The 18,860-nt window shown below is 63.5% G+C and carries 19 protein-coding genes and 1 pseudogene; 6 read left to right on the top strand and 14 right to left on the bottom strand.

The features are described 5' to 3' along the window. Positions 1-149: 149 nt before the first annotated feature. From sucD to sdhC, 11 genes are all read right to left on the bottom strand, one after another. Positions 150-1,034, bottom strand: a complete 885-nt coding sequence (sucD, locus tag K0S66_RS07375; RefSeq protein WP_301074707.1) for a succinate--CoA ligase subunit alpha — start codon at positions 1,032-1,034, stop codon at positions 150-152. Positions 1,035-1,105: 71 nt separating this feature from the next. Beyond that, complete coding sequence (gene mdh / locus K0S66_RS07370) at positions 1,106-2,068, bottom strand: malate dehydrogenase (protein WP_301074706.1); 963 nt, start codon at positions 2,066-2,068, stop codon at positions 1,106-1,108. A gap of 129 nt (positions 2,069-2,197) precedes the next feature. Then, entirely contained in the window at positions 2,198-3,292 is a 1,095-nt protein-coding gene (zapE, locus tag K0S66_RS07365; RefSeq protein WP_301074705.1) for a cell division protein ZapE, read from the bottom strand. Between the two features lie 243 nt (positions 3,293-3,535). Next, positions 3,536-3,988, bottom strand: coding sequence for a PaaI family thioesterase (locus tag K0S66_RS07360; protein WP_301074704.1), 453 nt, complete (start codon positions 3,986-3,988; stop codon positions 3,536-3,538). Between the two features lie 100 nt (positions 3,989-4,088). Beyond that, positions 4,089-4,871 (bottom strand): succinate dehydrogenase iron-sulfur subunit, encoded by a 783-nt coding sequence (locus K0S66_RS07355; protein ID WP_301074703.1) that lies wholly within the window; start codon positions 4,869-4,871, stop codon positions 4,089-4,091. 14 nt (positions 4,872-4,885) lie between these two features. Next, a complete protein-coding gene (gene creD, locus K0S66_RS07350; RefSeq protein ID WP_301074702.1) occupies positions 4,886-6,265 on the bottom strand; it encodes a cell envelope integrity protein CreD in 1,380 nt (459 codons plus the stop codon). Positions 6,266-6,350: 85 nt separating this feature from the next. Next, positions 6,351-6,923: an ATP-dependent Clp protease proteolytic subunit gene (locus K0S66_RS07345; protein ID WP_301074701.1), complete on the bottom strand. Its 573-nt coding sequence runs from the start codon at positions 6,921-6,923 to the stop codon at positions 6,351-6,353. A gap of 87 nt (positions 6,924-7,010) precedes the next feature. Then, positions 7,011-7,892 carry a C13 family peptidase gene (locus K0S66_RS07340; protein ID WP_301074700.1) on the bottom strand — a complete coding sequence of 294 codons (882 nt, stop codon included), beginning with the start codon at positions 7,890-7,892 and terminating at the stop codon, positions 7,011-7,013. A 287-nt stretch (positions 7,893-8,179) separates the two neighbouring features. Then, positions 8,180-9,982 (bottom strand): succinate dehydrogenase flavoprotein subunit, encoded by a 1,803-nt coding sequence (gene sdhA / locus K0S66_RS07335; RefSeq protein ID WP_301074699.1) that lies wholly within the window; start codon positions 9,980-9,982, stop codon positions 8,180-8,182. Continuing rightward, complete coding sequence (gene sdhD, locus K0S66_RS07330; protein ID WP_301074698.1) at positions 9,982-10,362, bottom strand: succinate dehydrogenase, hydrophobic membrane anchor protein; 381 nt, start codon at positions 10,360-10,362, stop codon at positions 9,982-9,984. The genes sdhA and sdhD overlap by 1 nt, the downstream gene beginning before the upstream one ends. Further along, a complete protein-coding gene (gene sdhC / locus K0S66_RS07325) occupies positions 10,362-10,859 on the bottom strand; it encodes a succinate dehydrogenase, cytochrome b556 subunit (protein WP_301074697.1) in 498 nt (165 codons plus the stop codon). The genes sdhD and sdhC overlap by 1 nt, the downstream gene beginning before the upstream one ends. Positions 10,860-10,947: 88 nt before the next feature. Between sdhC and K0S66_RS07320 the strand changes: the two genes are divergently transcribed. The 4 genes from K0S66_RS07320 (at position 10,948) to K0S66_RS07305 (ending at position 15,472) form a co-directional block, all read left to right on the top strand. Further along, positions 10,948-12,324, top strand: coding sequence for a methyl-accepting chemotaxis protein (locus K0S66_RS07320; RefSeq protein WP_301074696.1), 1,377 nt, complete (start codon positions 10,948-10,950; stop codon positions 12,322-12,324). A 73-nt stretch (positions 12,325-12,397) separates the two neighbouring features. Then, positions 12,398-13,744 (top strand): methyl-accepting chemotaxis protein, encoded by a 1,347-nt coding sequence (locus K0S66_RS07315; RefSeq protein WP_301074695.1) that lies wholly within the window; start codon positions 12,398-12,400, stop codon positions 13,742-13,744. Positions 13,745-13,812: 68 nt separating this feature from the next. Further along, a complete protein-coding gene (locus tag K0S66_RS07310) occupies positions 13,813-14,514 on the top strand; it encodes an SDR family oxidoreductase (protein WP_301074694.1) in 702 nt (233 codons plus the stop codon). After that, positions 14,504-15,472, top strand: a complete 969-nt coding sequence (locus tag K0S66_RS07305; RefSeq protein WP_301074693.1) for a 50S ribosomal protein L11 methyltransferase — start codon at positions 14,504-14,506, stop codon at positions 15,470-15,472. Before K0S66_RS07310 ends, K0S66_RS07305 begins: the two co-directional genes overlap by 11 nt. A 40-nt stretch (positions 15,473-15,512) precedes the next feature. Here the strand turns inward: K0S66_RS07305 and K0S66_RS07300 are convergent, their stop codons facing one another. Then, positions 15,513-17,030, bottom strand: a complete 1,518-nt coding sequence (locus K0S66_RS07300) for an acetyl-CoA hydrolase/transferase family protein (RefSeq protein WP_301074931.1) — start codon at positions 17,028-17,030, stop codon at positions 15,513-15,515. A gap of 106 nt (positions 17,031-17,136) precedes the next feature. Here K0S66_RS07300 and K0S66_RS07295 point away from each other — a divergent pair. Beyond that, a pseudogene (locus tag K0S66_RS07295) lies at positions 17,137-17,268 on the top strand (LysR family transcriptional regulator); the annotation flags it as partial. A gap of 24 nt (positions 17,269-17,292) precedes the next feature. Here the strand turns inward: K0S66_RS07295 and K0S66_RS07290 are convergent. After that, a complete protein-coding gene (locus tag K0S66_RS07290; protein ID WP_301074950.1) occupies positions 17,293-17,463 on the bottom strand; it encodes a hypothetical protein in 171 nt (56 codons plus the stop codon). Between K0S66_RS07290 and K0S66_RS07285 the strand changes: the two genes are divergently transcribed. Further along, positions 17,446-18,012, top strand: a complete 567-nt coding sequence (locus K0S66_RS07285) for a substrate binding domain-containing protein (protein ID WP_301074930.1) — start codon at positions 17,446-17,448, stop codon at positions 18,010-18,012. The genes K0S66_RS07290 and K0S66_RS07285 overlap by 18 nt on opposite strands. Here the strand turns inward: K0S66_RS07285 and phhA are convergent. After that, positions 17,982-18,854, bottom strand: coding sequence for a phenylalanine 4-monooxygenase (phhA, locus tag K0S66_RS07280; protein WP_301074692.1), 873 nt, complete (start codon positions 18,852-18,854; stop codon positions 17,982-17,984). The genes K0S66_RS07285 and phhA overlap by 31 nt on opposite strands. Positions 18,855-18,860 lie beyond the last annotated feature (6 nt).

The following is an 18,860-nucleotide window of genomic DNA, read 5'->3' as shown; positions in this document are numbered from 1 at the left end:
GGAGGGGCTCGCGAAGACGACACCCGAGGGTAGCCGTCCAAGCCGGGAGAGGGGCAGGCGTTGACGCGCTTGCCCCTCTCCATCTTCGTCTAGGCAACGACTTGCCTCGACTTAATATCCCCTCCCCGTCGTGAAGAGGGGGTGTTCGATCAACCCTTCAGCACCTGCAGCAGCGTGGAGCCGAGCTCGCTCGGGCTTGCCGCCACCTTGATGCCTGCAGCTTCCATCGCTGCGATCTTGTCCTCGGCGCCGCCCTGGCCGCCCGAGACGATCGCGCCGGCGTGGCCCATGCGGCGGCCCGGAGGCGCCGTACGGCCCGCAATGAAGCCGGCCATTGGCTTCTTGCGGCCGCGCTTCGCTTCGTCGCGAAGGAACTGGGCTGCTTCTTCCTCGGCGCTGCCGCCGATTTCGCCGATCATGATGATCGACTCGGTCGCATCATCGGCCAGGAACAGCTCGAGCACGTCGATGAAGTTCGTGCCGTTGACCGGGTCGCCGCCGATGCCGACCGCAGTGGTCTGGCCGAGGCCCGCGTTGGAGGTCTGGAACACTGCCTCATAGGTCAGCGTGCCGGAGCGCGAGACGACGCCGACCGAGCCCTTCTTGAAGATGTTGCCCGGCATGATGCCGATCTTGCATTCACCCGGCGTCAGCACGCCCGGGCAGTTCGGGCCGATCAGGCGCGACTTGGAGCCCGACAGCGCGCGCTTCACGCGCACCATGTCGAGCACCGGGATACCTTCGGTGATGCAAACGATCAGCGGCACTTCGGCGTCGATCGCCTCGAGGATCGAATCTGCGGCGAAGGGCGGCGGAACGTAGATCACGCTGGCGTCGGCGCCGGTCTTCTCCACTGCCTCCGCAACGGTATCGAACAGCGGCAGGCCGAGGTGCGTGCCACCACCCTTACCGGGGGTGACGCCAGCCACCATCTGCGTGCCGTAATCCAGCGCCGCCTGCGTGTGGAAGCTGCCGGTATTGCCGGTCATGCCTTGGGTAATGACCTTGGTATTCTTGTCGACGAGAATGCTCATTGGCTCTCCAATCCCTCAACCCGGCACGAACGTGGCTGCATGCCCGCCCGCGCCGGGTATTCAATCCGGTGTTACGCCAGGCTCTCGTCGATGCCCTTACAGGCGACGAGCAATTCCTTCACGGCGTCGACCGACACCTGAAGGTTGCCCTTGGCTTCGTCCGACAGCTTCACTTCCACGATCTTCTCGACGCCGCCGGCGCCGATCACCACGGGAACGCCGACGTACAGATCGTCGATGCCATACTGGCCGGTCAGGTGCGCCGCAGCCGGCAGAATGCGCTTCTGGTCGTACAGATAGGCTTCTGCCATCGCGATGCCGCTGGTCGCGGGAGCGTAATAGGCCGAGCCAGTTTTCAGCAGGGCGACGATCTCGCCGCCGCCGCCACGCGTGCGTTTGATGATCTCATCGACCTTCTCCTTGGTGGAGAAGCCCATCTCGATAAGGTCAGCGACTGGAATGCCCGAGACGGTCGAGTATTCGAGAACCGGGACCATCGTGTCGCCATGGCCGCCGAGCACAAAGGTGTTCACGTCCTTGACGGAGACCTTGAACTCATCGGCGAGGAAGTGGCTGAAGCGTGCCGAGTCCAGCACGCCGGCCATGCCGACGACCTTGTTGTGCGGCAGACCGGAGAATTCACGCAGCGCCCACACCATCGCATCGAGCGGGTTGGTGATGCAGATCACGAACGCGTCGGGGGCATTGTCGCGGATGCCTTCGCCGACGGCCTTCATCACCTTCAGGTTGATGCCGAGCAGGTCGTCACGGCTCATGCCGGGCTTGCGGGCAACACCAGCGGTGACGATGATCACGTCGGCGCCAGCGATGTCCTTATAGTCGTTCGAGCCGGTGATGTTGGCATCAAAGCCCTCCACCGGACCGCACTGCGACAGGTCAAGCGCCTTGCCCTGCGGTACGCCTTCGACCACGTCGAACAGAACGATATCGCCAAGCCCCTTGAGGGCAGCGAGGTGCGCGAGCGTGCCGCCAATGTTGCCGGCGCCAATCAGCGCGATCTTCTTGCGGGCCATCCAATCCCCTTTCCGTAACGTGGGTCGTGATTGGAGAGGTCGGGTACGCCCTTTGGGCGCACCGCACAAGCCACTAAAGCCACCTAAGCTGCTTTAAAAAGATAACCATTCGCAATAGCAATAATGTCGTCAGCCGGTTCCGTGGCCTTCGGCAAGATAGGCTTCCGACCGCATCTCTTCCAATCGGCTCACTGTGCGCTGAAATTCGAACCGGCCATCCCCGCTGGGGTAGAGGTCCTCGGGTTCCGCGTCCGCTGCGGCGAGTAGCTTCACCTTATATTCGTAGAGCGCATCGATCAGGCTGACGAACCGTGCCGCCTCGTTACGGTTCTCAGGCCCCAGCACCGGAATGCCGACGAGGATTACCGTGTGGAAACGGCGCGCGATCGCCAAATAGTCGGCGCTGCCACGCGCCTCGCCACACAGCTTCTTGAAGCTGAAGACGGCGACGCCTTTCAGTGACTTGGGCACCCGCAGTGTGCGGCCCTGGATGACCAGATCCTCGCTGGGGACGTGCTCGCGGTCCTCAGGGGGATAGTCGGTCAGTCTGAAGAAGGCGGCGGACAGTTGCGCTGTCGCCTCCGGGCCATTGGGTACCAGCCAGGTGTTCTGCTGACCCAGGCGGTCGCGGCGGTAGTCGACCGGTCCATTGAGCGCGAGGACGTCCAGCCGTTCCTGGATCAAGGCAATGAAGGGGAGGAAATGCTCCCGATTCAAACCGTTCTTGTAGAGATCGGTGGGGACGCGGTTGCTGGTTGTCACCACGGTGACGCCAGCCTCGATCATCGCAGTAAACAGGCGCGAGAGGATCATCGCGTCAGGGGAGTTGTTGACGATCATCTCATCAAACGCGAGCAGTCGCGCTTCCTCGGCCAGCGCGGCGGCTACCGGCAGGATCGGATCACCTGCTTCCTTCCGCCGCTCCGCTGCGATGCGACTGTGAACCTCGAGCATGAACTCGCCGAAGTGAACGCGGCGCTTCTTGGCGACGTTCACGTTGGCGAAGAACAGGTCCATCAGCATCGATTTGCCGCGGCCTACATCCCCCCACATGTAGATGCCGCGCGGTGCGATCACCTTTTTGCGAAAGAAGCCGCTGGTGCGCGGGTGTTCGAGCTCCTGCGCAAGTGCATCTAGCCGCATGGCCGCCGCCGCCTGCTCAGGATCCGGGCGAAGCTCCCCAGCGGTGATCAGGGCTTCGTAGGCAGTAAGAACAGCGGCCACGCAGATACTCCGGTCCAGGTCATCGGATGTTGCGGGACCCTCACATCATCCCGGCGTCAGGCCGGATCCATCGATCGGCGGGCGCGCGCGCCCGGTGCCAGACCGCAAGCGACCTTCGGCTGCATGGACCCGGCTCTTGGCCGGGACTGGATGGGTACGGCACACGGCCGCCAACATCGTGTCGAGTGGTCGGTAGGCGAAAAGGCGGCATCACGACAAGCGTTGGACGTGCCCGCCGGAAGATCAGCGTTTGGTGGGCTTCCGGATCGTGCCGGAAAACTCCGCCACAGGGCCGTCACCTTGCATAATCAGGCCGCGCATGAACAGGAGACGGCCGGTTTCACGAAGCAGCTCCACCTGCGCCTCGAGAGGCTCACCGATCTTCCCGGCGCCGACGAAGTGCGTGTTGAGATCAAGTGTTACGGCCGTGCCCGCCTCGATCAGTCCGAAGCTGCGCGCCGCTGCGAACAGGGCAACATCGATGAAGCCCAGCATGGCGCCACCATGAACGTTGTTACCCAGGTTGGAGTGGCGTCGTTCGGGCATCATCCGAACGCGGCACGTGCCCTCGTCCACGCGCACCATCATGTCGCCGAGGAAGGTGTTGTAGCGATCGGAGTTCTTCAGGCCCCAGCGTTTCCAGCCGGGATGATCCGGGTGATCCTCGTAGAGGAATTCCGGCTTTGCTTCTTCCATACGATTTACCCCGGCGAAGGCCGAGGTCCAGCGGGGACCGGCCCGATACTGGACCCCGGCTTTCGCCGGGGTGACATATGTGCTGATCAGGAAACCTGCGTCAGAGGACGCGCTCGACTTCCATCTTCTTGATCTCGGCGATGGCCTTCGCCGGGTTCAGCCCCTTGGGGCAGGTGTTGGCGCAGTTCATGATCGTGTGGCAGCGATACAGGCGGAACGGATCCTCCAGGCTGTCGAGCCGCTCGCCGGTCATCTCATCGCGGCTGTCGGCCAGCCAGCGATACGCCTGGAGCAGAATTGCCGGGCCGAGGAACTTGTCAGAATTCCACCAGTAGCTGGGGCACGACGTGGAGCAGCAGGCGCACAGGATGCACTCGTACAGGCCATCGAGCTTGGCGCGGTCTTCCGGCGACTGCAGGCGTTCCTTGCCGGCGGGCGGGGGAGTCACGGTCTTCAGCCAGGGCTGGATCGAAGCGTATTGCGCGTAGAAGTGCGTGAAGTCGGGCACGAGATCCTTGATCACGTCCATCGCCGGCAGCGGCGTGATCTTCACCTCGCCCTTCACGTCCTCGATCGCGGTGGTGCAGGCGAGCCCGTTCTTGCCGTCGATGTTCATCGAGCAGGAACCGCAGATGCCCTCACGGCACGAACGGCGGAACGTCAGCGACGAATCCTGCTCGCTCTTGATCTTGATCAGCGCGTCAAGAACCATTGGGCCGCACTCGTCGAGGTTTACCTCGAACGTGTCGTAGCGCGGGTTCTCGCCGTTGTCCGGATCGTAGCGATAGACCTTGAAGTTGCGCATCGTCCCGCCCGGTTCGGGCGAGGGGATCTTGCGACCGCCCTTGATCTTGCTGTTCGCCGGCAGGGTGAATTCGGCCATTTTCCGTTCCCGCTTCAGTCGGTTGAGGACTGGGTGCGAAAACCGCTCCAGTCGAGGTTACGCGTCAGATACATAACACCGGCCAGCGCCGCAAACAGAAGCAGCGATCCGATGAGCAGCGAATAGGCTTCCAGGTTCAGTAGCACGTACAAAATCGCGTACAGCGCGGCGAGCAGGGCGGCAATGTACCCCGCGCGGCGCCAGCTGTGCAGAACCGCGGCGGAATAGCTGGTGAGTAGCGTGATGATCGCGCCAGCGGCGATTAGGTAGGCAGGGGTGAACCCGACCACCTCCGCGAAGGCGAGTAGGAGGGCGAAGAAGAGCACCAGCCCGGCGCCGACAAGCAGGTACTCGACCGACGAAACCCGCACCCCGCCGATAACATCGAAAAGCAGAAAGGCGAGGAACGTGAAGCCGATGAAGAGGAAACCGTATTTCACCGATCGATTGACCTGACTGTAGAGGTCTACCGGCGAGATCAGCACGGCGCGTGCTTCATATCCATCAGCCGGTGTGGCGACCATCGCACGATCGATGACCTCAGGACGCGACTCGGGAACCACGTCTCCGGACGAGACCAGGCTTCTGCCCAGCGCCAGGTTCCCGATGCGCCAAGTGGCGACGAATCCGTCCTTGTTGACCGTCTGCGCCGTTGGCAGGAACCCGCCCTGAAAGCTTGGGTGCGGCCAGGTGGAAGTAACCCGCCACCGCGTATCGCCTGCCTGTGGCGCCAGCGCGAGCCAGCCATTTCCGCGGAAGGAGTATGCGAACCGCACCAGTAGGGGGCGGGTGCGGATGGACGCGGCATCAAGCCAGGTGAAGAAGCCGGCATTGTTGGTCGCTGGCGACCCCTTGCCGGGCTGAAGGCCGAGGCGCTTTCCGTCCGCCAGCACGACAGGCGGTTGACCAAAAAGCCCGCGCGGATCCCGCAAGCCGAACCGAAGCTCTGCCCTGTCGTAGGCGAGTTCATCAGCGGTGATGCCGAACCGAGCAAGATCGGCGGGGAGATCGAAGCGTGCCGAGCCATCGGCGGCCGCCTCGAACAGGACCGCCTCGTAGATAGACCGGCGGCGGCGTTCGGGGGTCAATTTGGTATGCAGATCAGCGATCTGCGGCGACAGCGTCAGTTCGCGCCAAACCCGTGTGGTTCGCGAGACCTGCCGGCCTGCTTCTGTGACGGTTTCGGTCGCTTCCGTTTGATAGGGTATGACCAGTACCGGCCCGGCGATCGTTTGCGGCCCGCCCCAGCCGCTGGCAATCGATGCGCGGGCGCTGCTTGATTGATCCTGACGATCATAGACCAACAGATAAACGGCGAAGAGCGGGATCGCCAACAACATGGCGATCAGAATTGCCATCCCAAGCTTACGCCCGGGGGTAGGGGCCTTGGTCATTCCGCCTCGCTCGATTGCTGACCCCTTATCCAAGCGCGACGAGTAAGTGGCAAGGCACGACCGCAGCCGCTTACGGCACCGGGTGTCAGATCAAGTCCAACACCAGACCCAGTTCGCGGGCCTCCTCCGCCTCCACATACCAGTTCGATGGTGCTTTCGCCTTGAGTTCTTCGAGCGTTACGCGCGAGCCCTCTACCAACGCGGCGAAACCTTCATCCTGGATCCGGATTGAATCCTGAATCTCGTTGAGCTTCGCGAGCAGAACGGGCGCCAGTGTGTTGAGCGGCCCGGACAATTGGATGGTGGAGTTCATCAGCCGCTCGTGGATCATCAGCCGAGAGCCGCGGGTCAGGAAGCGCTTGTCGACGGGGAAGGCCGACATGAACGTCGCGCCCGCCGAGTACACCGCGACCTTCCCCAGAAACAGCGTCTCGCGACCAGTGTATTCGCGCAGCAGGCGCACGGTATCGCCCATCGCCCGAGCCATTTCCGGGTCGCCACCCAGCGTAGTGATGGAGAAGATCAACGGGCCCTCAGCAGGCGCTGCGGCGACCTGATCCTTGAAGCTTGCGTACATCGCATCGTCAACTGTGCCGTAGAGCTGCACATGCGGACTCGCGAGAAGCGGATAGTTGTTGGCATTGTTGCTGGAATTCATAGCGACGCGAACCGCGAACGACCTGTGAGGGTTCCGGCAATATAGAAAAATCTCGATCGCCGCCGTGACGGAGGTGGCGTCCGGCTCCTAATGTTGTGCGAGAAGCACAGAGTTGGCGGGTCGGCCGACCGGCGGCATGACATCGCGCGGGGCACGGGCATCGAGCACGGCAAGCCAACGCGCCGCCCCGGGACCGATCGCGACCTGTGGCTGCGATGGCTCCAGCCGACCTTCCTGTTCCCACCCCGCAATCGTCCTTGTCGCTTCTGCCGCCGCAGCAGCAAGCGGCTTTGGCTGGCGAAGTGCGCGATTGACCAACGCATCGCCGAAGAAGGTCCAGTCATTATCGGCCACGCAACCGAATGAGCTTCGGTCAGACGACGCAGCCGTGATGATCGCAGTGGTGTCGCTCGACAGCAGCGGAACGAAGACTCCCGCGTAACAGGCTGAGATCATGATCAATCGGTTGCGAATGCCCAGCTGGGAAAGCGTTTGCCACAGCCTGGCGGGGGAGATGGCGCCGAACCCCTGATCCCCGTCATTGTACACAATGCCGAAGCGCGCGCCGTGGCTGGTGGTGTAGAGGATAAGCACGTCCTCGTTCACATCCATGAGTTCCGCGATCCGAGCCAGTGCGACATCCAGATTGGAAGGGGAGCCCATCGGCAGCGCGCTGTCGGCCTTGCCGTCCGTACCGGCGAGAACGATCGTGCGCCCCACAGCACCGTAGCGTCTCGAAAGGACCTTAGCCGCCTCACGCGCCTCGCGACCGAACACCGGATCGCTGTCCAGCGCGACGCTGATGACGAAGGCGTCGGTCACACCCTTTCTTTGCGGCTGGATGGCGGCGAGCATCGAGGAGAGGCGGCGATGTTCAGCCAGTCGCCAGCCAGCCTTGCGATCATATTCGATCGCACCGCCCTGATCCGCAAGCTGGACCAGTTCGGCCTCGCCACTGCGGGCGATCAACGGCGCCGTTCGGCTATGCTGAGGTGGAATGTAGCTCTGAGCCAACGCGGAGCCCGCGCATGCGGCAAGAAAGACGGTAAGCCACCTCTTCATCGCGAGCCCCCTCCACAATCGGAAGAGTGTCGGGGCGATCGGCGATCGAAGTCAATAGTTTGAAGTCGCGCGACATTCGAGATGTTGCGGGCGGGGGTAGCTTAAGCTGAAGTTGCTGCGGGACGGTTTGGTACCGTCACGGTTATCAACAACTGAGAAAAGAGGGGCGCGGCCATCCGGCCGCGCCACCCGGATCAGTACACCCGCTTCTTCGGCTTGATGTACTCGGCGTCGTCGGTGAGCGTGTAATCGTGCACCGGACGATAATCGAGCGAGCAGCTGCCGCCCTTGCCGCCCCAGCCATCGAACGTCGCGATCGTGTGCTTCATCCAGTTCACGTCGTCGCGCTCCGGATAATCCTCGTGCATGTGCGCGCCGCGGCTTTCCTTGCGGTTTTCCGCGCCGCGCATCGTCACGACCGCCTGGCTGATGAGGTTGTCCAGCTCCAGCGTCTCGACGAGGTCGGTGTTCCAGATCAGCGAGCGATCCTTGATGCCGACGTCTTCCATCGACTTGTAGATCGCGTCGATCTTGGTCACGCCCTCGGACAGCAGCTCGCTGTCGCGGAACACAGCGGCGTGGCGCTGCATCGTCTTCTGCATCTCGGCGCGGATCTTCGCCGTGGGCGAGCCGCCGCTTGCGTTGCGGAAGTGGTCGAGCCGGCCGAGCGCCATCTCTTCCGAGCCCTTGGGCAGCGGATTGTGCGGCGTGTTCGGCTTCAGCGTTTCCTTGAGGCGTAGGCCCGTCGCACGGCCGAACACCACGAGATCGATCAGCGAGTTGGAGCCGAGGCGGTTCGCGCCATGGACCGACACGCAGGCTGCCTCGCCAACCGCGAACAGGCCCGGGACGATCGCGTCCGGATCACCGTTCTTCAGCTGAACGACTTCGCCATGATAGTTCGTCGGGATGCCGCCCATGTTGTAGTGGACAGTCGGCGTGACGGGCAGCGGCTGACGAGTGAGGTCAACGCCGGCAAAGATCTTGCCCGTCTCGGTGATGCCCGGCAGGCGCTCCGCCAGCACCTTCGGATCGATATGATCGAGGTGAAGGAAGATGTGGTCCTTGTCCTTGCCGACGCCGCGGCCCTCGCGCATTTCCGCCGCCATCGAACGCGACACGACGTCACGCGAGGCGAGGTCCTTCGCGCTCGGCGCGTAACGCTCCATGAAGCGCTCGCCCTCGGAATTGGTAAGGTAGCCGCCTTCGCCGCGCGCACCCTCGGTTATGAGGACGCCCGCGCCGTAGATGCCGGTTGGGTGGAACTGCACGAACTCCATGTCCTGCAGCGGCAGGCCAGCGCGCAGCGCCATGCCGTTGCCGTCACCGGTGCAGGTGTGTGCCGAGGTTGCCGACTGGTACACGCGGCCACCGCCGCCCGTCGCCAGCACCACTGCATGGGCACGGAAGCGATGGATCTGCCCCGTTTCCATGTTGAGCGCGATTACGCCGTGGCACGCACCGTTCTCCATGATGAGATCGAGCGCGAAATATTCGATGTAGAAGTCCGCGTCATACTTCAGCGACTGCTGATACAGCGCGTGGAGCATGGCGTGGCCGGTACGGTCCGCGGCGGCGCAGGTGCGCTGCACCGGCGGGCCTTCACCCATGTTCTGCATGTGGCCGCCGAACGGGCGCTGGTAGATCGTCCCGTCCTCGTTGCGGCTGAACGGCACGCCCGCGTGCTCCAGCTCGTACACCGCGGCCGGCGCCTCGCGCACCATGTACTCGATCGCGTCCTGGTCACCGAGCCAGTCGGAACCCTTGACGGTATCGTACATGTGCCAGGACCAGTGGTCCGGCGAATTGTTGCCCAGGCTAGCCGCGATGCCGCCCTGCGCCGCCACGGTGTGGCTGCGGGTCGGGAACACCTTGGTGATGCAGGCGGTCTTCAGCCCCGCCTCCGCGATGCCCATCGTGGCGCGGAGGCCCGAGCCGCCGGCGCCGACGACGACCGCGTCGTACGTATGGTCGATGATCTGGTAAGCGGCGGGCATCAATTTGCTCCGAAGGCGATCTTCAGGATCGCGAAGAGGGCGGTGCCGGTCACGGCAGCGGTGAACAGGTTGAGCAGGACCATCGCGACGACACGACGTTCGTCACGCTGATAGTCCTCGATCACGACCTGAAGCCCGAGACGGAAGTGGTAGAAGACGGACACGACCAGGAGGATCATCGGGATCGCGACCCAGGCCGACGACAGCCAATCGCGCATCGTGCCGTAATCATATCCCGGACGGCGGGCGAGCGAGATCACCAGCCAGCTCATCAGTAGGATATTGGATCCTGCCGTGATCTTCTGGTGCCACCAGTGATGCGGGCCTTCGTGCGCGCTACCCAGGCCACGAACGCGGCCGATCGAGGTTCCCGTTCCCATTACTTGGTCCCCACGTAGAGCCAGAAGGCGAGGGTGAGCAGCGTCGAGCCGACAAAGGTGAGGCGCGCCAGGTTGCGGTTCAGCTTCAGCTCGAAAGCCGCGCCGGTATCGAGCACCAGATGGCGGATGCCGCTCATCATATGCTGGAAAAGGCTGAAGGTCAGACCGACGCCGATAATCCAACCAAGGATGTTCAATCGGCCATCCGAGAGCGTGAACACGTCACGGAACGTGGCATAAGCCTCCGCACCAGACGCAAGCGCGGCGAGGAACCAGACGAGTAGCAGCGATCCCACGGTCGCCATGCCACTTCCCGTGGCACGGTGCAGGATCGACACCGTCATCGCCGCGCTCCAGCGGTAATGCAGAGCAAGCGGGCCGCTGAACAGATGCGGACTTTTGGGGCGGACTGGTTTTGTGGCCAAGGCTGCGGTTTCCTGCGGTAAGCCGACGGTTTGGCGCGGTCTATGAGACCGGTGGCCCGATGTTGCAAGCATCAGTACCCTTCTGCGAATCACTCGCAGTGCTGAAGGGTGCTGGCTCTAACCGGCACTTAACGAACAGTGCTCTATGTCCCGGAAGGTAATGAACCGGGAGCGCAACAACTTGTCCGTCGACCTGCCACCTCCGGCCCAACTGGCCCGCGTGATCGACCTCGATACTCGGCTGCGGGTTTTTGACTTTGACGGAACACTATCGACCACGTCGCGAGAGGTGTGGGAGGTGCTGGAGCCAGAGGTGCGGCAGATTTCCGAGGCTTATTGGAAGCATTGGCAGCGCTGCTTTCATAACGACAAGGCCTGGGTGGACCACGACAGCGCCCGGATGATCGACGTCGGCTGCGCGTTTCTGCGCGAGCGTTTCCTCCGCACCGATCGTCGCGCGTGGGTCGAATCGATCGAACGGTCGGTGGCTGCCGCATATCAGGCGCAGGTGTCGCCACTCGCGCTGCTGTCGATGATCAGCGCCAGCGATCGCGCAGCGCTGCACGTCCTGATGTCTCGCTGCGAGCCGTCTGACTCGCGCCTGCCGACCATGATCGATACGTTGATGCGGCTATCTGCGCTCGAAGGCGAGATCACCGTGGCGCTCTACGGTGACTATCGGAAGCATAGTTCGCAGAGTGCTCGCGACCGGCTGGCGGCAGACTTTCGTGGCGGTATCGCGACTACCGTTGAGGACGCGACCAGCGAGGGCGCGACGCTGCGCGATCAGGCGTCAACCGCGTCGTTCTCCGCGCGGGGTGTTCTGGGCAAGGCGAGCGAGGTCGCGGCGGCGGCGGAACAGTCTGCCCTCGCGATGCGGGACGCAGCCTCGACCGCAGCGGGGCTGATCCGCGCCATCGGCGATGCACGAAGTGAGGTCGAGGCTGCCGCTGACATCGCCACGCGCGCTGCGGTCCAGGCGGATCAGGCGGTCGGTGTGACCGAGATGCTCAATGAGCATGCCAAATCGATCGAGTCGATCCTCGGCCTGATCCGCGACATTGCCGGGCAGACCAATCTGCTGGCGCTGAATGCCACGATCGAGGCGGCACGCGCAGGCGATGCTGGGCGCGGCTTTGCGGTCGTAGCGCAGGAGGTGAAAAGTCTGGCGAGTCAAACGGCGCGCGCAACGGACGATATCGCCGCGAAGATCACCGCCATTCAGACCGCAACCCAGGTGACGGTTAACGCCAACGTCGGCATTCGGGCGACGGTAGACGAAGTGCAGGTATCGGCGACTCGTATTCGGGACGCGATGGAGGCGCAGGCGCAGACGGTTACCGCCATCACCGCAGCGGTCGACGAGACCGCGCTGGCGGCGGATTCGATGTCCAATACGATCGCTTCGATCCACACCGATACAGAGGCTGTCGCGGGTGAGATCGATGCACTCGGCGCGGGCTTTGACCGGCTCGCCGGGCGGTTGGCGCTGCTCAATCGAAGCGCCGGCGACTTCGCCGAAAGGGTGGCCGCCTGACAACCGAGTGGGTGCAACAGGTCCTGATCGGCGGCATGGTGACGTGAAAAGAGACAGGGGGAGGAAAGCCACGATGCCCATCTGGGACAGTCTGGCACGTTCTATTGGGGCGCAGGTGCGCGAATATGACTGGGATGGCGTCATTGCGTCGGCCGCGGCGGATATCGATGCGCTTTTGACGGCCGCGGATTGCGAGGCGATCTCTGAGGCGTTCTGGACCCATTATCGCAGTCTTCCGGCAACCCAGGAAGTCCTGGAAGGTGTCGAGGACGCGTGGCTCAAGCGACAGCTTGCTCGAAGCGCGCGCTACATGCGCATGAAGTATTCCGCGCCATTCGAGGACCAATGGGCGCGCGCCGCCACCAAGCATGCCGAGATGACTCGCGAGACAGGCGTACCGCTGGCGGCGCTGATGTCGGCGCTCGCCTTTGCGCATGCCCGTACGCTTGCAATCCTTGAAGCAAGGGTGGGCAGCGACGTGGGCCGGATGCGGCGCCTCTCCGATGTGGTCCAGCGGCTTGCGCTGATCGAGGCGGACGTGATGGCGGCACATCTCGGCCGCAGCGAGCGTGCGCAGGTCGCGGAGGAGCGCGCCGCGCACGCCGCAGCGTTCAGGCTGCACATCGCTGACGAGATCGAGGGCGCAGCGGTGTTGGGCGAGCGGGTGCGCGCGCAGGCATCGAGCGCCACCCAGGCTGCCGGCTCCATGGTCGGACGAAGCGCGGAGGTGGCTGCAGCGGCCGAAGAATCGGCGCTGGCCATGCGCGATGCAGCATCAACCGCAGCGGGATTGATCCTCGCCATCGAGGACGCCCGTACTGAAGTGGAAGCGGCGGCGGAGATTGCGACGCAGGCTGCCACTCAAGCAGACCGCGCCGTTACTGTCAGCGAGGCGCTCAGCGCTCACGCCAAGTCGATCGAGTCCATCCTGGCGTTGATCCGCACGATCGCGGGGCAGACGAATCTGCTCGCGCTAAACGCCACGATCGAGGCAGCGCGTGCAGGGGATGCCGGACGCGGCTTCGCGGTGGTGGCGCAGGAAGTGAAAAGCCTGGCCAGCCAAACAGCCCGCGCCACCGATGACATTGCTGCTCAGATCGGCGCGATTCAGGCGGCCACTCAGGTGACGGTGGAATCGAGCGCCAATGTGCGGGCAACGATCGATGATGTGAAAACGTCCGCCACCAGGATCAGGCGCGCGATGGAGGCGCAGGCGCAAACCGTAACCGCGATCACGGCCGCGGTCGATCAGACTGCATTGGCGGCGGATGCCACGGCGGGCAACATGACGGCGATAATGCGCGAAGGCGCCGGCCTAGCGCGTGATGTTGACACGCTGGGGACAGAGTTCGCCGCCATTGACGATCGATTGGCTTCGCTCCGCAGTGCGGCGGACGACTTCAGCGCGAAGGTTGCTTGATCTCTCCCCGCTATTGAAGGGCACGCCGCCGGATTGCGCGGTTGTCTGCAGCTTCTATGAGATGCGGCATGACCAAGATTCTTCTCACCGGTGCCTCGCGGGGCATCGGCGCTGCAGCACGCAGCGCTCTGTCCGGCAGCGCCGTCGTTTTGGGGCAGGCGACACGGGACGGTGACGGCGTGGTTGGTGTCGATCTGGACGCTCCGGGTGCGGCGGAAAGCCTGTGGGCGAGGGCGATCGAGCAACTGGGCGAGGTCGACGTTCTCATCAATAATGCCGGGGTGTTTGAAGCCAATCCAGTCGACGGTCAGGATGATGATTGGCTCGCCGGGTGGGAACGCACGATGCGGATCAACCTCACCGCTGCTGCCCAGCTGTGCCGCTCTGCTGTGCGGCACTGGCAGGAGCGCGGGGTTGGGGGGCGTATTGTCAACGTAGCCAGCCGAGCCGCTCATCGTGGCGACAGTCCTGCACACTGGCATTACGCCGCATCCAAGGCTGGCATGGTGGCGATGACGAAGACGATTGCGCGCGCCTACGCCAAGGAAGGGATCATGGCCTTCGCGATCTGCCCGGGTTTTACCATGACCGGCATGGCGGAAGATTATCTCGCCAGCAGGGGTGGCGACAAATTGCTGGCCGATATCCCGCTGGGCCGGGTCGCGATGCCGGATGAGGTGGGCGAGATGATACGATGGCTCGCGTTAGATGCTCCCGAGTCGATGACCGGCGCGATTTTGGACGTGAATGGGGCAAGCTATGTCCGCTGATCAATCGGGCTTGACGGCCAGCGAGGTTGACAGCTGGCGGGTTTCCCTGCCGTGCACGCGTCTGGAAGCCGAAGCGATCGACGCGGCGGATGATCTGGTGATCGACGCCGTTCTCATGACCACCGAGGAGGCAGAGGACGATCGGGAACGCTGGCGGCTCGACGCCTACATGGAACATGAGCCTGATGCGGCCATGTTGGCGGCGATCGTGGCGCTTGTACCCAGTGCAGCGGGCACAGCGCCGACCATTACCCCGCTAGTGGAACAGGATTGGGTCGCGCTTTCACAGGAGGGGCTGGAGCCGATCCGCGAGGGCCGCTTCGTCGTGCACACCAGCGCTCACCCGACCGAAGCGCCCGATGGCGGACGTGCCTTGTTGATCGACGCCGGTCGAGCTTTTGGTACGGGGCACCATGCGACGACGAGCGGTTGCCTAGCCATGCTGGACGGGCTTGCCGATCGTCGTTTCGACCGGATCATCGACGTGGGAACGGGTACGGGCGTTCTGGCCTTTGCAGCCGCATTCCTGTGGCCCGAGGCCACCATCGTTGCGACCGATATCGATCCCGCGGCTGTCGAGGTCACCCACGTGAACGCGGAGGCGAACGGCATCGAGGATATAGCGCTTCTCGTCGCAGACGGCGCGCTACACGACGACATCACTCAGCGCGGCCCCTATGATCTGGTGATCGCAAACATTCTGGCGGGGCCGCTGGTGTCGATGGCGCCCGAGCTCGCAGCCATCGCCGCCCCGGGCGGCGCTATCGTGCTGGCGGGGCTGCTTGAGACGCAACGATCGCAGGTCGTTGAAGCCTTTCAGGCGTGCGGTTGCTCGCTGGAGGCCGTTGACCGTCGAGGTGATTGGTCGATCCTCAGGTTGGCTGCTGGCGCAACGCGCTTCGTTCCTGCCAACCCTCCCGATCCGAAGGGACGGGACGGTTGGGCGCTGGATCTCTGATCCCTCGCAGCGCCACACCCGTTCTGACCGGACCAGTGCCTTAGCTGGCCCGCATCGTTCCATGATCCATGAAGCGTTGGTGCCACGACAGCGCTTCGCCGGGCAGCGAAGGCGCGTGGCGACCGTAAGCTCCGCGTTGCGCGCGTTCAAAATAGTCACGCAGCGCGTCGCGATAGCTCGGATGGGCGCAGCGTTCGATCACCAATGCCGCGCGCTGCTTGGGCGCGAGGCCGCGCAGGTCCGCGAGTCCCTGTTCCGTAACTAGCACCCCTACGTCCTGCATGATGTGATCGACGTGCGAGGCCTGCGGTACGATTGCAGAGATGGCGCCGTTCTTCGCAGTAGAGGGGGTCATGAAGATCGAGGTGAAGGCGTTGCGGGCGAAGTCGCCCGAGCCGCCGATGCCGTTCTGGATCCGGGAACCCATGATGCACGTAGAATTGACGTTGCCGTAGATGTCAGCCTCGATCAGGCCGTTCATGGCAAGACAGCCCAGCCGACGGACCAACTCGGGATGATTGCTGATCTCTTGCGGACGCAGGATCATCTTGCTGCGATACCGAACCATCTCGTTGTTGATCCGCGCCGCCGCCTCGGGGCTTAGCGAGAAGGCGGTGGCCGACGCCATGCGAAGTCGTCCCGCGTCGATCAGGTCCAGCATGCCGTCCTGGACCACTTCCGTGAAGGCGGTCAGATCGTGGAACGGGCCGTCAGCCAAGCCGGTCAGGACAGCGTTGGCGATGTTACCCACGCCGGACTGGATCGGCAGCAATGACGAGGGCAGGCGGCCCTTGGTCACTTCATGGGCAAAGAACTCAAGCAGGTGGCCCGCAATTGCCTTTGCGGCCTCGTCGGGCGGCGCGAAGGGCAGGTTGCGATCAGGCGCGTCGGTTTCGACGACGGCGACGACCTTTTCGGGATCGCAGCGAAGATAGGGGTCCCCGATGCGATCGTCCGGGCGCAGAAGCGGGATCGGCACACGGTTGGGTGGCAAGGCCGTGCCGTAATAGATGTCGTGCATCCCCTCGAGCGCGGGATTCTGCCAGCGGTTAACCTCAAGAATGACCGTCTTCGCGCGTTCGAGCCAGGTCTTGTTGTTGCCGACCGATGACGACGGAACGACGCTCCCATCAGCCCGGATCGCTGTCACTTCGATCACGGCGACATCGAGCTGGCCGAGGAAACCCTGCCACGCCATCGGCGCCACTTGGCTGAGATGCATGTCGAGATAGTCCATCTCGCCGCGGTTGATCCGCTCCCGCGCAATGGGATCGGAGTTGTAGGGGAGCCGAAGCTCGATCCCGTCCGCCTCTGCCAGCGCGCCATCCAGTTCGGGGCCGGTCGACGCGCCCGTCCAGACTTTCACCCGCATCGGCCGGCCCGCAGCATGCTCTGCCACGATGCGCCGCGCGAGTGCGCTTGGCACTGCCTTCGGGTAACCGGAGCCGGTGAACCCGCTCATTCCGACGGTATCCCCCGCCTGAATGAACATCGCAGCGTCCTCCGGTGACATCACGCGGCTGCGCAAGTTGGGGTTGGCAATACGATCGGTCACGATTTGGCTCCTCTCCGACCCTCAAAGGGGTCGTCGCGTCTTCATCATCTCAACACATCCGATAAACAATAGGTACCGTTCGTTCAGCAGTTGAACTATTATTGTTCAGATGTCCGACCTTATTCGATCACTGCGACTGTTTCTGAGCCTGCGCGATCAGGGAAGCTTTTCCACCGTCGCTCGCCAACAACGCCTGAGCCACACGACGGTGGCGCGTGCGATAGACGAATTGGAAGATAGGTTCGGCGTTGTCCTTTTTCATCGCTCAACAAGGCGCCTGACGCTGACGCATGATGGGGAGCGATTGGCCGGTCACGCAGCGCGCATTCTGGAAGACGTAGAGCATGCCGAAGCGGATCTCGCGGGCCTCGTCGCCGCGCGAGGGCTCGTCCGCCTCGGGGTCACCACCGCGCTCGGGCTGCACTATGCCAGGCATCTAGCTCGCCTGCGGGAGGCGCATCCTGCCCTTGTGATTGAGTTGATGGTCGCTGACTGGCGCGATGTGGAGAGCAGCGAGGCGCTCGATCTTTGGTTGAGGGTCGATGAGCAGGCGGGTGCGCGACGATTAGGAGAGGTGCCGCGTCTGTTAGTCGCTGCCCCTACCTATCTGGAGGGCCGAGGCTCGCCGGGGTCACCCGCAGACTTGTCGCACCACGATTGCCTTACCTACGGCTATGCGGCGCAGCCGGCGGGGTGGACTATTGACGGCGGGACGGTTCGGCCGCGAACCTGGTTGCGTTCCAACAGCAGCGAGGCAATTCATCGTGCGGCCGTGGGGGGGCTTGGGATCGCCCTGCTGCCGCGGCTTCAGGTGGAGGATGACCTGATGACGGGGCGCCTGGTGCCGCTGCTGAAGGACGCCGATATCCCCGCAATACCCATCTTCGTCGGAACGGCTGCCCCTGCGGAGCGTCTGCCGATTCGGGTTAAGGTTGTGCTCGATTTCCTCGCCGACTATTTTCCCGTTTCGCGCGAACGGGCGTAGTCCTGTGTTCCCCGCGTGATGACTTCGTCATCGCTGACGATGTGCGCGACCGGGATGTCCGGCTGCTCGCGCAGCGTCTCGTAGAGCGGGGCGAAATCCGTCTCCACCGTTACGCGGAGGAGTTCGTCAAAGCTGGGGATCACGAAGTAGTTCTGCTGGAAATCGTCGATTCGATACTCGGTGCGCATGACGCGTGCGAGATCAAAGTGTAGGCGGTTCGGCGAAGGATCCTCCAGCGCGAATCGGGTTTCCGCATAGCTCGACACAATGCCGGATCCATAGATGCGCAGCCCGTCGGGTTCCGCGATCAGCCCGAATTCGACCGTGTACCAATATAGCCGGCCGAGATACTTCAGCGCGTCGTGCTGCATCGCGCGTTGCCCGCCGCGGCCATAGGCCTCCAGATAGTCGGCGAATACCGGATCGGCGAGCATCGGAACATGACCGAACACGTCGTGGAAGACGTCGGGTTCCTGGAGGTAATCCAGTTGATCGGGGCGACGAATGAAGTTGCCCGCGACGAAGCGCCGGTTAGCCATATGGTCAAAAAAGATTTCGTCGGGGACCAAACCGGGCACCGCCACGACCTGCCAACCGGTCAGCTTCATCAGCCTATCCGAAAGCTCTTCAAAGTCCGGAATGCCGGGCTTCGAAAGCTTCAGGACATCGAGCCCGCGCAGCCAGGCGTCAGAGGCGCGGCCGGGCAGCAGTTTCGACTGCCGCGCGAAAAGCGTGTCCCAGGTCGCGTGATCCTCCGCCGTATAGTGCGACCAGTTCTGCGGGACGGTCCAGTCCGAAGCAGCACCTGGCGGCGGCGTGAGTGCGGAGGATTGATCAGCCATCTGATC

This window comes from Sphingomonas sp. (assembly GCF_029239295.1).
In the GTDB taxonomy this organism is placed as follows: Bacteria; Pseudomonadota; Alphaproteobacteria; order Sphingomonadales; family Sphingomonadaceae; genus Sphingomonas.
This window is presented reverse-complemented; position numbering and strand designations above follow the sequence as displayed.